Here is a 15591-nt window from a genome sequence, read left to right on the forward strand (position 1 = left end):
ATTCTCCTTTTATTATCTTCCTATACCAAGCTCTCTTGCATAATAGAATAAGTACTGTTGTGCAAATCCAGATAATTCTTTAAATTTATCTATAGCATATGCTCTTATTTTAGGTAAACTTAGGTCCTCTTCTACATAGAATTCTTGCATAACTCTTTTAACCCATACGTCTACAGGGAAAGTATCATACTTTTGCATTCCAAATAGTGCTATACAATCCCCTACTTTAGGACCAACTCCATTAAATTTTAATAATTCCTTTAGGCACTCTTCTGTATTTAACTTAGTATATTCAGATATATTTTTATTGTTTAGAATAACACTGTCTGTTGTACTCTTTATATATTTATCTCTAAATCCTGTTTGGCATGCCCTTATTTGTTCCTGGCTAGCCTTACTTAATTGTTCTGGAGTTGGAAAAGCATAATATTCTTTTCCATTATATTCACCAATATATGTCCCAAATTCTCTAGATAAATTATTTATGGCTTTTTGTATCATCGGTATTCTATTGTTTGATGATATTATGAACGATATAAGCATTTCCCATCCATCTTGTTTAAGAATTCTTATACCCTCGCCAAATTCTGTCGCTTTCTCTAAATGTTCATCCATATTTCTTAATATATCTTTTATCTTTCCATAGTCTGTTCCTAAATCAAAGTATTCAAACCAAATATTATTAAAATCATCTAAATTAGTATTTTTTAAAAAAACTTTATCTCCTTGTTTTGAAACATTTATAACTCTTCCTTTTGCTACACCTGTATATGATTCATCATCTTCTTTAATCCATCTAAAACACTGACCACATTCAAATATGTGCTTTGGATTAAAATCTTTTATATCTTCTAATATAACTGTATTATCTTGTTCATAAACCTTCATAAATTGATACTCCTCAATGTAAATTATTATAAAATTATTATAAATTTATTATATCTTTAATTTACCCATATTTTTCATAAATTAAATGAATTAATTTAAATTATGCTGCAAAATAAAAAGTCTAGAGTAGTATTTTAATTTCTTTTCTGCTAAAATACATAAGACATTATTTTTAGAGGGTGATTTTATATGAATAACAGAGGTATATTTATAGCTGTTGAAGGTCCTATCGGTGTAGGAAAAACTACATTAGCTAATATACTTAACCAGCATTTTGGCTATACTCTTTTAAGAGAAATAGTCGAAGAAAATCCTTTTTTATCAAAATTTTATACAGATATTAAAGAATATGCTTTGCAAACAGAAGCATTTTTTCTATTTAATAGATTTAAACAATTAGAAGATACTGAAAAAAATGTGTTAAGTAAATCTAAAGGAGTTGTAAGTGATTATCATATAATAAAAAACCTTATATTTGCAGGTATAACACTTGATAAGATGCAATTCCATAGATATAAACAGGTATACAACATATTTGTTAATGACTTACCTCAACCAGATATTATAATATATTTAAATTCTAATACAGATGTTCTGATGAAAAGAATAGCAATGAGAGATAGAAGCTTTGAAAGACAAATGGATAGAAACTATATTGATGGATTACGCACGGAATATAAATATTATTTCAACCCATTATCTATAAAACACAATTTTATGGGTAAAGAACCTATAATAATAGAAATTGATAATTCGAATTTAGACTTCTTAAATAAAGAAGAAGATAGAAAATTTATCATAGATAAAGTAGAGGAAGCAATTTCAACTTTAGGAGGAAAAACGACATGTTCAAATTAGTAAATCAATGCAATAAGCCTTTAAATAGAGATTTATTCATAACAGTAGCTGGTAATGTTGGTGCTGGTAAATCAACTTTAACTAAATTAGTTGCAGAAAGACTTGGTTTTGAAGCTCATTATGAAAAAGTTGATGGTAACCCATATTTAGAAGACTTTTATAAGGATCAAGAAAAATGGGGCTTCCATCTACAATTATACTTCTTAGCTCAAAGATTTAAGCAGCAAAAAGAAATAGACAGTAACGGATTAAATAACATACAAGATAGAAGTATATATGAAGATGTAGAAATATTCGCTAGAAATTTATATGATAATGAAAAAATGACTAAAAGGGATTATATAACTTATAGAGATTTATTTAATGATATGGTTCCTTATTTAAGAAGACCTGACTTAATGATATATCTTGATGGATCTTTAGATTCTATAATCCATAGAATAAATCTTAGAGGTCGTGATATGGAGAAAACAGTTGATATAGAATACTGGGAAAATCTTCATAATAGATATGAAAAATGGATTTCTGAATATGACCAGTCACCAGTTTTATATGTTAACATAAATGAAGTTGATTTAATAAATAATCCAGAGCATTTAGATATGTTATGTGAAAAAATAAAAGAAATACTAGGAATGTAAATATATACATTCCTAGTATTTCTTTTTATACATATAGTTTTAATAAATACTTTTTATTGCATTATTTTTAATTATTATAAGAATATAGATATTAATGCTATAGCAGTAACTACTTGTAATGAACCTACAAATAAAGCATATAATGATACTGATTTACCTTGTTTTATTAATTCTCTTAAATTAACTCTAAGGCCTATTGCAGCTAATGCTATTATTTCTAGTTTATTACTTATAGCCTTAAATAAGTATGATACTTCTGGTGATATTATATTTAAAGTAAATAATGCACATGTTATAAAGAACCCTATAACATACCATGGTATTTTTATTTTACCTTTTTTAACATCTGATATTTCTTCTTCTACTATTTCATGGTTAGTTTTTTGTTTTATATGGCCAAGAACAAATATTACTCCAACTAATAATATAACTCTTACAATTTTGAATATCGTAGCTAATTCCTTAACATGCTCATTAACCATCTCTCCACTAGCAACAACTTGTCCTACTGATTGAAGTGTTCCACCTATCATAGCTGATGTTCTTACAACTTCATGGTTATATAAATATCCAGATAAAACCGGAAGTAAAAACATTAAAAATATTCCAGTTATATTTACTACTGTAATAGCTATTCCTTTATCCTCATCGCTTGCATCTATAACTGGAGCTGTTGCAGCTATTGCAGATGAACCACATACTGCATTTCCACTTGCCATAAGCATTCTAAAGTTCTGACTAAAGCCTAACTTTTTACCTATATACATCGCTCCAACTATTGTAATTGTCATTTGTATAATAACAAAAAATATTCCGTTAAATCCTAGTTCCATTAATTTTGTTACACTTAAAGTTCCTCCAAGCAATACTATTGAGTATGATAATAGGTTAGTTTCAGAAAATTTATATCCTTTTTGGAACACTTTTTGCCCTAGGAATAAGTTTCCTACTAACATACCTAAAAATATTGCTATAGTTCCTGCACCTAAACTCGGAGCAAACTTTGATAATCCCATACTAATTAAAGATATTGATATAGATACTATAAGTCCTGGTAATATATCTTTTATTTCATTTAATATTTTATTGTTTTTCCTCATAAATTCTGACTCACCTCTTAAAATGTTATTTGTGTTTGTATTCATTCCATATTATTATCAAATAAATATAAATTCTAAAACTAAGCACATATTATTATATAAGTTTACTTATTATAAGTAAAATAGATAAAATATATGATAATTATTAATATTTTTAATGACTATATGTATAATATAGATATAATCATTAAATCAAGTTTGGGAGGTATTATATTGTTTGAAGAGTTAAAAACTTTTGTTGCTGTAGTAGAGCATAAAAACTTCACAAAGGCTGGTGAATATTTAAATTTATCTCAGCCCAGTGTCAGTACACATATAAAAAATTTAGAAAGTTACTATGGTGTTACTTTGATTAATAGATCTATAAAACATAAATCAATTGTTATAACTGAAAATGGTTATAAACTTTATAACAGGGCAAAAGAAATTCTACATATCTTAGATACTACATATATGGAAGTTCGAGATATTTCAGATTCTATTAAAGGTATTATAAAAGTTGGTGCTAGCTTAACTATTGGAGAGTATATTCTTCCTGGATTTCTGACTATTTTTCGTAAAAAATACCCAGATATAGAAGTTGATCTACTTATCGAGAATACGACTTTAATTGCTGAGAATTTAAAAGATTTAACTTTAGATATCGGATTCATAGAAGGTGTATCCTCTTACCCCAATTTAAATCAAGAATATCTATCAGAAGATAAAATGGTTTTAGCAGTTCCTTATGACCCTCACTGGATTAATAACAAATTTACCTTTAATTTGTTACAAAATCAAAATTGGGTAGCTCGTGAAGAAGGTTCTGGAACTAGAGAATACTTAAATCTATTTTTAAACTCAAATAAAATACTTCCAAAAAATTTAATGATTTTAGGTAGCAATTATGCCGTTAAAGAGGCTGTTAGAAATGGTCTTGGTATAACTTTAATATCTAATTTTGTAGCTGCTCCTGCAGCTAAAAATAAAGAGTTAATTACTATAGAATTGGACAAATCTTATAATCGTAATTTCTCTTATATTTTACCTAAAAATATAAATGTTACAAAAGCTACTGAAATATTTTTACAAGAATTTAAAAACTATTTATTAACCATTACTAAGTAAATTTATTAATTGTATAGATATATTTTTAATAATTTAAACATATTATTTAATAAAAATAAGGACTTAGCAATTGCTAAGTCCTTTTATCATTTTGTATTTAATTACATTCCTAGCTCTTTAAACTCCCTACTACCAGGTTTAACTAACTCTATATTTCCTTCTTTACATAAAGGACACTCATCAGCATCATGAACTTGTATATCTAACTTTATTGCACTATATATAGGCATACCTATATCTTTAGAAGTTCTATTTGCTATGCAAGCTACCCCTATAACTTCTCCACCTAATTTTTCTAAAGCTTCTTTAGTTTCTATTGTTGATTTTCCAGTAGTAACAACATCTTCAGCTATTATTATTTTAGCTCCTGGCTTAACTTCAAATCCTCTTCTAAGTTCCATTACTCCATCTTTTCTCTCAGTGAATACAGTCTCCTTGTTTAATTGTCTTCCTAATTCATAAGAAACTATAACTCCACCCATTGCAGGTCCTACTACTAAATCTATATCTAAATCTTTTATTTGCTCAACTACCGTACTTAATACTTGCTCTGCATATTGAGGAAATCTTAATACTTTTGCACATTGAACGTATCTATTACTATGCTTTCCTGAAGATAGCAAGAAGTGTCCTTCTAATAATGCATCACTTTTCTTTAATATTTCTACTACATCAACTTTACTCATATTTACGTCCTCCAAAATTTTCATATGTTTATTTTAATTATTATAATATACCTCTAATTTCGTCTAAACTTTTTATTCCTTCTTTTTTCATGAATTCTTCTATTCCATCTATTATTTCAAGACCTATTTTAGGATTCATGAAGTTGGCAGTTCCAACTTGAATACACATCGCCCCAGCCATTATAAACTCTATAGCATCTTGAGCTGTAGTTATTCCGCCCATTCCCATAACTGGTATGCTTACATTTTTACATACCTCATGAACCATTCTAAGAGCTATTGGCTTTATTGCAGGACCTGATAAACCTGCATATATATTTTCAAATACTGGTTTTCTCTTATGTATATCTATAGCCATTGCTTTAAATGTATTTACTAAAGATATACCATCTGCACCTTCTTCTTCACAAACTTTAGCCATACCAACTATATCTTCAGCATTAGGTGATAATTTAACTACAAGAGGTAAATCTGTAACTTTTCTAACTGCCCTTACAACTTCTCTTGCAACTTCATTTTTTATACCAAATGCCATTCCACCAGCTTTTACATTTGGACACGATATGTTTAACTCTATCATATCTATAGGTTGATTATTTAAAAGTTCTGCCCCTTTTACATAATCATCTAATGTTGATCCACCTAAATTAGCTATTCTTACTAAATCTAAATCTTTGAAAAATTGTAGTTCATTATCTATGAATCCTTGAACACCTGGGTTTTCAAGTCCTACGCTGTTCATCATTCCAGATGGAGTCTCCCATACTCTCATTCCTTTATTTCCATCTCTTTTTTCTAAAGTAAGACCTTTACTACTTACTCCACCTAATTTTTGTATATCATAAATTTCATTATACTCTTTGCCGAATCCAAAAGTTCCCGAAGCCATAACAACTGGATTTTTAAAATCGATGTTCCCGAATTTTACACCTAAATTAGCCATTAAATATCACGTCCTCTCCCCAGAATACAGGTCCATCTTTACATGTTTTCTTATTTCCAAATTGTGTCTTACAAGTACATACTAAACATGCCCCAACTCCACATGCCATATGATTTTCTAAAGATACCATTATCTTCGTATTAGTTCCTTCTGTCATCTTAACTAACTTTTCCATCATAGGTGTCGGACCACAAGTTAATATATAATCATATTTTTCAATATCTAAAATATCCGTTACAAATTTATCCCCCGTAGCTATATGAACTTCTTTACAAACTTCTTTATATTCTTCTTCTAATATAGCTTCTTTTCTAAATCCTAAATATGCATCACAATTTTCTATATTTTTAGCAACTAAGTAAAGTGGCGCCACTCCGATTCCTCCACCTACTAAAGCAACCTTACCTTTAACCTTTTCGTATCCATTTCCATATGGACCTTCTAGTTTTATAGTTTCATTTACTTTTACTTTGCTTAGTATTTGAGTACCTTCTCCTACAACTTTATATAAAAAACTTATACTATTCTCATCTATATCATGTATACTTATTGGTCTTGAAAGAAGTGGAAACTTATCCCATGCTCTTAACATATAAAATTGACCCATTTTTCCTTCAAACTTACCTTCAACCCTCATAAGATACATATCTTCCCCTATGTATCTATTTTCAATCACTTTATACATATTCATTCTCCCCTTGTCATCATACGTTTTGTCTAAATTTATATTTAATCTATTGCTACTTCTTCTAAATCATTTTGAACTTCTTTAATTCCTAAAAGCTTCATTATCAATGCCATTCTTACAAACATTCCATATTTAGCTTGCTTGAAATATACTGCCCTTTTATCATCATCTACATCTACATCTATTTCATTTACTCTTGGTAATGGATGCATAACAAGCATATCTTTTCTAGCATTTTGCATTTTCGATTTGTTTAGTATATAGTAATTTTTTAATTTCTCATATTGCTCTTGATTTTCAAATCTTTCTCTTTGTACTCTTGTCATATATAAAATATCTAAACTACCTAGAACTTCATCTAAGTTATCTGTTTCATAATAAGCGTGTCCTTGCTCTTGTATAGCATCTTTTATATACTTTGGCATCTTTAATTCATCTGGAGATATAAATATAAACTTAATTCCTTTATATCTAGACATAGATTTTACTAAAGAATGTACTGTTCTTCCATTTTTTAAGTCTCCACATAATCCGATTGTATGATTTTCTAAACTTCCTTTTAGTGATTTTATAGTAAGTAGATCTGTAAGTGTTTGTGTTGGATGTTGATTTCCTCCATCTCCCGCATTTATAAAAGGTACTTCTGTATATTTTGTCGCTTCTTCAGCTGAACCTGCTACTGGATGTCTCATTACTATTGCATCTGCATAGCATGATACTGTTCTTATAGTATCTCCTAATGATTCTCCTTTTGACACAGATGATGAATTAGGTTCTGAAAAACCTACTACGCTTCCACCTAATCTGCACATTGCTGATTCAAAGCTTAATCTTGTTCTTGTTGATGGCTCATAAAATAATGTAGCCAATAATTTACCTTCACACACACGAGAATATTTTGATGGGTTCTCAATTATATTTTGAGATAGTGATAATATTTGATCTATTTCTTCAACAGAAAAGTCTTCTGACTTGACTAAATTTCTTCCTTTTAATAACATATTATAGCCTCCTTTTTTAGCCTCTCTGGACTAAATTTAAAAGTTTTTTTTTAATGTAATTTTATATTCTGATAGTAGCTTAACACCTTTTTTTTATAAAGTCAATATATTTAATTCCAATTCATTCCAATAAAATATCTCTCTATATTAGTATTTTAGATAAATATTTCTATAATCATATTATTAAATTATTTCTATTAATATTTATATATTAACACTTTATAAATATATATAATCTCTCATTGTTATATAAAAAAGCCACCTATAAAAATAGGTGGCTGTAATATCATATTATTATAAAACTCTCTTCGCTGTAACAAATCTCGCACTATAGTAAGATGAGTTTATACTAGTTACACTAACTGTTTTTCCTGATGAAGGTGAATGTATCATGTTTCCTCCACCCACATATATACCAACGTGGCTAACTCCTTTACCACTAGTATTGAAGAATACTAAATCTCCTGGTTGTAAGTTTGACTTACTTACAGTTCTTCCGTATCCTGACTGAGCGCTAGATGTTCTTGGTAAACTTACTCCAGCTGCATTTCTAAATACATAAGATGTGAATCCAGAACAATCAAATGAGTTTGGACCTTCTGCTCCCCAAACATATGGGCATCCTATTTTAGAGTACGCTAAATTTAAAACAGCTTGTACAGATGATGTACTTGATGCTGGTGGATTATATGAGCTATTGTTATTTTGCGCAGGTTTTTTAGCAGGCTTTTGAGCTTGTCCATTACTGCTATTTGTAGAGTTATTAGAACTTGATGAGTTCGATGAACTTGTTGAAGATTGAGTTCTATTACTTTGAGTGTTAGAAGTTTGAGTTTCATTAACAACAACTGGTTCTTCTACTTCTATAACTGGTGCTTCTTCAGATACATATAATGCTCTTATATATCCTTCATCTTCACCTTTTTTAACCTTCAACCAGTTTTCATTAGCTTCTAATACCTTTACTGTAGAACCTATCTCTAACTCTTTTATTACCTCAGATTCAGTATTTGCTTCTTTTCTGAAGTTTACCTTTTCTCCTGTAACGTATCCAATTGATTCTTTTATGTCTACGTATCTAGTAGCTAACCATCCTTCTCCATCTTCTAAAGAAACTTTAACCCATTCTCCTTGAGTTCCTATAACTTTAAATTCATCTCCTGTATAAGCAACAGTTTTAACATCTCCACTATTTCTTATCTTTACAGCAACTCCATCTTTAACAACTGCTGTTTTATATGTAGTTTCTTGGTATTCTCCTAAATCTAAAGTTCTATCTGAATTTTTATCATTTTCGTTATTGTTTTCTACTTGATCTGCGTTTGCTACTGTATTCATTGATAATGCCATTACTGATGCAAACATTGGTACTAATATTTTTCTCTTCATAATATTTCTCCCTCCAAAAATTAACCATAAATAATATCCTTATGTGTTATTTTTATAGGTGCTATTATCATTTAGGATAAAATACTAATACACAAGACTTTTGTAAATTTTTAATATGTAACATTTTTTGTAACTTTTTTGTAATCTATCTTTTTAATTTCTATAGTATTCTTATATTAACAAATTAACTGACTATTTTTAATAATAATTTTTAAATTTACATCTTGTATAAATATAATATTTGTAATTAATTAAATTAATTATTTTATCCAATGTATCACCTAAAAATACATTCTTTAATTAATATTATATATCAATTATGCCTATAAGTAAAGATATTTATGGGTCTCAAGTCATTTAATAACATAAATTCCACATTTATGTGTTTTTTTATGTCGAAAATTAATTCATTTTAAAATAGAAAATACTCCTTAATATTATAAACTAATTTTAAAAACTTTCTAAAAAACTTTAAGTTTTTTTAACTGTATCTGTTAAATATCGTTCATATACATAATATATATATTTTTTTAATCAATTATATAAATATAGCATCCTTTACATTTTGGAAAATATGCTATTTGTTAACAAATCAAGAATAACTAAATAATCATTATTTTATTGATTTAAGTTTTGACTTATACTTCTTATGTATAAATTATAGTAAATAAGTAAATTAAATTTTCAATTTCTTAGATATAATAATTATTAAGCTCCATCATTATATTAACCCACATTTAGATTAATGCTGCTAACCTTACGGGTCTATATTTGTTAGAGTTTTATTATTGTAAAATTTAACTAGCACAATGAGTTATTTATAATAATTTTTATTAATTTAATGAAATACCAACGCTATAATAATAAATAGCTTTCATACATTCAACAAATTAATTGTAAACAAATATTTTTTTTGCTATAATTATATTAAATTTATGATAAGGGGGATTTTACAATGGCTTACATGATAAACGATGCTTGTATAAGCTGTGGTGCTTGCGAAGCTGAATGTCCAGTTGAATGTATATCTTCAGGAGATGACAAATACGTTATAGATGCAAACACTTGTATAGAATGTGGTTCTTGTGCAGGAGTTTGTCCAGTTGACGCTCCTCAACCAGAGTAATAAAAATAAAAAGCTATCTTAGATGTATATTTATACATAAAGATAGCTTTTTTATTTATTCATTTTCTTTCATTAAGTATGATAATGTAAATAAACTCTCTGTTAGATTTACATTTTCTACTATCACACCTTTAGGAACATCTAAATCTATAGGTGCAAAATTCCAAATACCTTTTACTCCTACATTTACTAATCTATCAACAACATCTTGTGCTCCATTTTTAGGTATACATAATATTGCTATATCAATATTATTCTCTTCAACAAAAGATTCTAAATTTTCTGAGTCTAATACTTCAAAGTCCCTTATTTTTAGTCCGATCATTCTAGGGTTTGCATCAAATAGTGCTTTAATTTCAAATCCTGATTTTCTAAATCCAGCATAGTTAGCTATAGCTTGACCAAGATTTCCAGCTCCTATAAGTACTGCATTGTATATTTTGTTAAGACCTAATATATTTCCAATCTCATTATGTAAGGCTTCTACATTATATCCATATCCTTGTTGCCCAAAGCCTCCAAAATTATTTAAATCTTGTCTTATTTGAGATGCTGTGAATCCTATTATATCACTTAATTCTTTAGAAGATATTCTTTGAACATCTTTATCTAATAAATCACCTAAGTATCTATGGTATTTAGGTAATCTTCTTATTACTGCCATAGATATGTTTTTTTCTGCCATATTGTCACCTCCCGATAGTTAACTTTTAACATTTTTTTTATGTTTCCCAAACAAAAAATATATATCCTTGATTATATTATACCAAAACATTATAATTTTAGGTAGTTTAAGGAGGTAGAAATTTATGATTGTTTTGTCATGTAATAACTTAAATAAAAGTTTTGGAATAGATTCTATATTAGAAAACGTAAATTTCACAGTAAATGAGTACGATAAAATCGGTATAATTGGAGTTAATGGTACGGGAAAAACTACTCTATTTAAAATAATTTCTGGAATATATGGTTATGATAGCGGAGATATATATACTTCTAAAGATTGTGAAATTGGCTATTTAGAGCAAAATACAAATTTCCATTCTGAAAATACAATCCTTGAAGAAGTTCTTGAAGTTTTCAAAGATGTAATAGAAATGGAAAAATACCTAAGGGATTTAGAACACAAAATTTCTGAAGAAAGCTCAAATACAAACTCTACCACTCTAGAAAAGCTTATGAATGAGTATTCTAATAAATTAGAGGCATTTTCTGATATGAATGGGTACGGATATAAATCAGAAGCAAAGGGTGTCTTAAAAGGATTAGGTTTTAGCGATGAAGATATGGATAAACCTATTAGTATTCTTTCCGGAGGGGAAAAAACTAGAGTTTTATTAGGTAAACTTCTTTTAAAGAAACCTACTTTACTTTTATTAGATGAGCCTACTAACCACCTTGATTCGGAAGCTATAGAATGGTTAGAAGTTTTCTTAAAGCAATATAAAGGGACTGTAATATTAATTTCCCATGATAGATATTTCTTAGATCAAGTTGTAAATAGAATTTTCGAAATTCATAATAAAAAATTAAAAACTTACAATGGTAATTATTCTGATTTTATTAAAGCTTCAGCTATAGAAAAAGAACTAGAGTTAAAGAAGTTTGAAGATCAACAAAAGGATATAAAGAAACAAGAAGAATCAATAGAAAGACTTAAAGCTTTCGGTCGAGAAAAACATTTAAAGAGAGCTAGAAGTAAAGAAAAAGCTTTAGCAAAAGTTGATGTATTAGATAAACCTGAGGCTTATAGAAAAAAAGCTAAAATAGAGTTTAACCCTTCTGTTACTAGTGGAAATGATGTTCTACAATTAAGAGATATATCTATGGGGTATGGAGAAAGAATTTTATTTAAAGATCTTAATTTAGATATATACCGAGGAGAAAAGGTTGCTCTTATCGGTGCTAATGGTATTGGAAAATCAACTTTATTTAAGATAATTATGAATGAGATTACTCCTTTATCTGGAGACATAAAGTTCGGAACTAATGTTAACGTATCTTATTTCCACCAAGAGCAAAAAACACTTAATCTAGATAATACTATTATTGATGAAATTTGGGAAGATAACAAACAATTAACTCAAACATCTTTAAGAACTATGCTTGGTGCATTTTTATTTGAAGGTGAAGAAGTATTTAAAAAGATATCAACTTTAAGTGGTGGTGAAAGAGCTAGAGTAGCTATACTTAAGCTTATATTATCTAATGCAAACTTATTATTGCTAGACGAACCTACAAACCACTTAGATATAGATTCTAAAGAAGTTCTTGAAGAAGCCCTATCTAGTTATACAGGAACTATATTTACAATCTCTCATGATAGATATTTCTTAAATACTGTTGTTGATAAAGTATTGGTTTTAGATGAAAATGGAATTACTGAATATCTTGGAAATTATGATTACTATATAGAAAAGAAAAAACAAGTTCAAGAAATGAATACAGTTGAAGTAATAGAAGAAAAAACAAAAACTCAACTTAAAGAAGAAAAAAGAAAAGAAAGAGAACAAAGAGAAGCTGAGAAAAAAAATAGAGTTAAACGACAAAATATAGAAAAAGAAATAGAAGAAACTGAAGCTAAGATAGAAGAGATGGATGTTCTTTTATGTCAAGAAGAAGTTTACTCTAATCCTGAAAAATCTAAAGATGTTAGCCTGCAAAAAGCTAGTCTAGAAGAAAAATTATCAGCTCTTTACGAAGAATGGGAGTCCCTAATGTAGTAAAAAGAATCTCAGAACAATATTAAATTATTGTTCCGAGATTCTTTTTAATTATAGTCTTTATATAGTTACATAAAACCATTATTATGTTATGATTTATATCATAAAAATTTATATAAAGAGGTGACGAAATGGAAGGATTATTTACATTAAGTGATAATAATAAAAAGTTTTATAAATTACTTATTTCCTTATGTATTCCCATAATAATACAACAACTTATATCTACATCTGTAAATATAATAGATACAGTTATGATAAGTAGTTTAGGCGAAACTTCTGTAGCCTCAATAGGGGTTGCTAATCAATATTTCTTTTTATTTAACATGGCATTATCAGGTATTGTTGGAGGGTCTGGAGTATTTATCTCTCAATTCTATGGAAAAAATGATAGAATTAATATAAAAAAGACTACTAGCTTTACTACTTTATTATCTGTTGGACTTAGTGCCATATTTGTACTTTTAGCTACTCTGTTTCCAACTAATATTATAAATATTTTCTCTAAAGACCCTGAAGTCATTAAATTATGTAGAGAATATTTTAGTATAATAGTATTTTGTTATCCACTTATAGCTATTAGTACTGTATTTAGTATGGGTTCTAGAAGTGTTAGAAATCCTAAGCTTGGTATGATTTGTAGTTCTATAGCTCTAGTAGTTAATATCATATTAAACTATTGTTTAATATTTGGTAATTTAGGTTTACCAGCTTTAGGTGTTAAAGGTGCAGCTTTAGCTACTGTAATAGCTAGAATTGTAGAATTTACTCTAATAATTAGCTATGTATACTTTATAAAAAAGGATTATATATTAAAATTTAATTTAAAAGACTTTAAACTTATAGACAAAGATTTTATAAATACATTTATATCAAAAACTTTACCTGTATTTATAAATGATACTACATGGGCAGTTGGTACAATTCTATATTCTGTAGCTTATTCACAGGCTGGTACTTCAGCAATAGCCGCTAGCCAAATAGCTACAAGTACAGGTAATTTCTTTATTATAACTTCTGTTTGTATCGGTATTGGTGCATCTATTATGTTAGGTAATGAACTAGGTGCTGATAGAATAGATACTGCTATAATTTATGCTAAAAAGTTTTCTAAACTAGTAGTTATAGTAGGACTAATTTGTGGTGGATTATTAATATTAAATATTCCTATATTATTAAAAATGTTTAGTGTATCAAGTGATTTAGCCCCTGATATGACAAAAATATTCTTTATAATGGGTATAATGTTAGCTTTAAGAGCATTTAATACTCTTATTGTAATAGGTATATTAAGAAGCGGTGGAGATACAAAGTATTCTTTATATCTAGAGTTAGGATGTATGTGGTTTGCTTCTATTCCACTTACTTTTGTAGCAGCTTTCAAAGGTGCTCCTATATATATTTTAGTACTTCTTAGCTATTCTGAAGAGATAGTTAAGTTTATATTTGGTGTACCAAGAGCTTTATCTAAAAAATGGGCTAATAATATAGTTAAAGAAATGAATTAAAAATATTAAATAAAACCTATACGGTAAAATTATATAAATTTACTGTATAGGTTTTATAATTCTTATTTAATCTACTAATTATATTTTTACGATATCTTTAAAATTAATCTTAAATATATTTCAATTTTTATTTTCCAAATATACTTTTAAGAATATTAAGTATTTCTGTCACTACTTCAATATTTGATTTCATATTTTCTTTAGTTACAATAAAATCTGCTGTAACATCAGTTGCTACCTCAGTTATATCCTTCATATTTTCACTAACATCATTAAAATTAGATATTACTTCTGGTAATTTTAATAACGAATTTCTTATATTATTTTTATTATCTATTACTAATTCATTAGAATTTTTAATAAGTTTATTTAAATTAGATAAAGTTATTATTATGTATATAAGAGCTATACAGCCTAATGTAGCTAGTATAAAATATATTATCTTTAAATCTATATACATTTTAAACCTCTGTATTTTCTTCAGCTACTTCAGTATTTTCTATTAGTTGTAATGGCTCTATTTCAACTATTTCATTTTCACTTTTCTCATTTTTTCTTTTTGCTAAATACTCTTTTATTTTATCTTTAGACTCTTTTACCTTAAATTTAGTATCTTCTATATTTTCATTTATTTTATTTTTTACTTGATTTGATTTTTCTTTTACATCTTCTATAGTTTCTTTTCCTGATTTAGGTGCTATTAATACACCTGCTATTGTTCCTACTACAGCTCCTGTTGCCACACCTGCAGTTGCTATAGCTATTTTTTTGTTTTTATCTTTTTTTATTTGTCTATTTCTTTTTTCTTCTATTTTTTGTAATAAACTCATATATTCTTCCTCCTAATTTGTTTTTATATAATTATACTATTTTTAAAAGTAAAATAATACATTTTTCTACATATTTTGACATTTAATTATAGTAACGTAGATT

Annotated in this window: 16 protein-coding genes; 6 read left to right on the top strand and 10 right to left on the bottom strand. The window is 27.6% G+C overall.

The window, feature by feature from the left end; genetic code table 11:
- Positions 1–12: 12 nt before the first annotated feature.
- Positions 13–888: a DNA-3-methyladenine glycosylase family protein gene (locus BN7997_RS14485; protein ID WP_071121535.1), complete on the bottom strand. Its 876-nt coding sequence runs from the start codon at positions 886–888 to the stop codon at positions 13–15.
- A 189-nt stretch (positions 889–1077) separates the two neighbouring features.
- Between BN7997_RS14485 and BN7997_RS14490 the strand changes: the two genes are divergently transcribed.
- The gene (locus tag BN7997_RS14490; protein ID WP_071121536.1) at positions 1078–1746 is read left to right on the top strand and encodes a deoxynucleoside kinase; all 669 of its coding nucleotides are present in this window, start codon (positions 1078–1080) and stop codon (positions 1744–1746) included.
- Entirely contained in the window at positions 1734–2387 is a 654-nt protein-coding gene (locus tag BN7997_RS14495) for a deoxynucleoside kinase (RefSeq protein WP_071121537.1), read from the top strand. Before BN7997_RS14490 ends, BN7997_RS14495 begins: the two co-directional genes overlap by 13 nt.
- A gap of 74 nt (positions 2388–2461) precedes the next feature.
- Here BN7997_RS14495 and BN7997_RS14500 read toward each other — a convergent pair whose 3' ends face one another.
- Complete coding sequence (locus BN7997_RS14500; protein ID WP_071121538.1) at positions 2462–3487, bottom strand: YeiH family protein; 1026 nt, start codon at positions 3485–3487, stop codon at positions 2462–2464.
- A 213-nt stretch (positions 3488–3700) separates the two neighbouring features.
- Here BN7997_RS14500 and BN7997_RS14505 point away from each other — a divergent pair, with 213 nt between their 5' ends.
- Entirely contained in the window at positions 3701–4594 is an 894-nt protein-coding gene (locus BN7997_RS14505) for a LysR family transcriptional regulator (protein ID WP_071121539.1), read from the top strand.
- A 101-nt stretch (positions 4595–4695) separates the two neighbouring features.
- Here the strand turns inward: BN7997_RS14505 and pyrE are convergent, their stop codons facing one another.
- The 5 genes from pyrE to BN7997_RS14530 all read right to left on the bottom strand — a co-directional run bounded on the left by pyrE (position 4696) and on the right by BN7997_RS14530 (position 9301).
- Complete coding sequence (pyrE, locus tag BN7997_RS14510; RefSeq protein ID WP_071121540.1) at positions 4696–5280, bottom strand: orotate phosphoribosyltransferase; 585 nt, start codon at positions 5278–5280, stop codon at positions 4696–4698.
- 40 nt (positions 5281–5320) lie between these two features.
- Positions 5321–6223, bottom strand: a complete 903-nt coding sequence (locus BN7997_RS14515) for a dihydroorotate dehydrogenase (RefSeq protein WP_071121541.1) — start codon at positions 6221–6223, stop codon at positions 5321–5323.
- Entirely contained in the window at positions 6216–6908 is a 693-nt protein-coding gene (locus BN7997_RS14520; RefSeq protein WP_071121542.1) for a dihydroorotate dehydrogenase electron transfer subunit, read from the bottom strand. Before BN7997_RS14520 ends, BN7997_RS14515 begins: the two co-directional genes overlap by 8 nt.
- Before the next feature lie 44 nt (positions 6909–6952).
- Positions 6953–7912 (bottom strand): aspartate carbamoyltransferase, encoded by a 960-nt coding sequence (pyrB, locus tag BN7997_RS14525; protein ID WP_071121543.1) that lies wholly within the window; start codon positions 7910–7912, stop codon positions 6953–6955.
- A gap of 294 nt (positions 7913–8206) precedes the next feature.
- Positions 8207–9301 carry a C40 family peptidase gene (locus BN7997_RS14530; RefSeq protein ID WP_071121544.1) on the bottom strand — a complete coding sequence of 365 codons (1095 nt, stop codon included), beginning with the start codon at positions 9299–9301 and terminating at the stop codon, positions 8207–8209.
- 955 nt (positions 9302–10256) lie between these two features.
- Between BN7997_RS14530 and BN7997_RS14535 the strand changes: the two genes are divergently transcribed.
- On the top strand, positions 10257–10427 hold the full coding sequence (locus BN7997_RS14535) for a DUF362 domain-containing protein (protein WP_071121545.1): 171 nt from the start codon (positions 10257–10259) through the stop codon (positions 10425–10427).
- Positions 10428–10482: 55 nt separating this feature from the next.
- Here BN7997_RS14535 and BN7997_RS14540 read toward each other — a convergent pair whose 3' ends face one another.
- Positions 10483–11112: a redox-sensing transcriptional repressor Rex gene (locus tag BN7997_RS14540; RefSeq protein WP_071121546.1), complete on the bottom strand. Its 630-nt coding sequence runs from the start codon at positions 11110–11112 to the stop codon at positions 10483–10485.
- 124 nt (positions 11113–11236) lie between these two features.
- Here BN7997_RS14540 and BN7997_RS14545 point away from each other — a divergent pair, with 124 nt between their 5' ends.
- Positions 11237–13150, top strand: a complete 1914-nt coding sequence (locus tag BN7997_RS14545; protein WP_071121547.1) for an ABC-F family ATP-binding cassette domain-containing protein — start codon at positions 11237–11239, stop codon at positions 13148–13150.
- A gap of 131 nt (positions 13151–13281) precedes the next feature.
- Positions 13282–14658, top strand: coding sequence for an MATE family efflux transporter (locus BN7997_RS14550; RefSeq protein WP_071121548.1), 1377 nt, complete (start codon positions 13282–13284; stop codon positions 14656–14658).
- 127 nt (positions 14659–14785) lie between these two features.
- On the opposite strand, the gene BN7997_RS14555 is transcribed toward BN7997_RS14550, so the two are convergent.
- Entirely contained in the window at positions 14786–15118 is a 333-nt protein-coding gene (locus tag BN7997_RS14555; protein WP_071121549.1) for a hypothetical protein, read from the bottom strand.
- Position 15119: 1 nt separating this feature from the next.
- Complete coding sequence (locus BN7997_RS14560) at positions 15120–15488, bottom strand: YtxH domain-containing protein (RefSeq protein ID WP_071121550.1); 369 nt, start codon at positions 15486–15488, stop codon at positions 15120–15122.
- Positions 15489–15591 lie beyond the last annotated feature (103 nt).

Source organism: Romboutsia timonensis (assembly GCF_900106845.1).
Classification (GTDB): Bacteria; Bacillota; Clostridia; order Peptostreptococcales; family Peptostreptococcaceae; genus Romboutsia; species Romboutsia timonensis.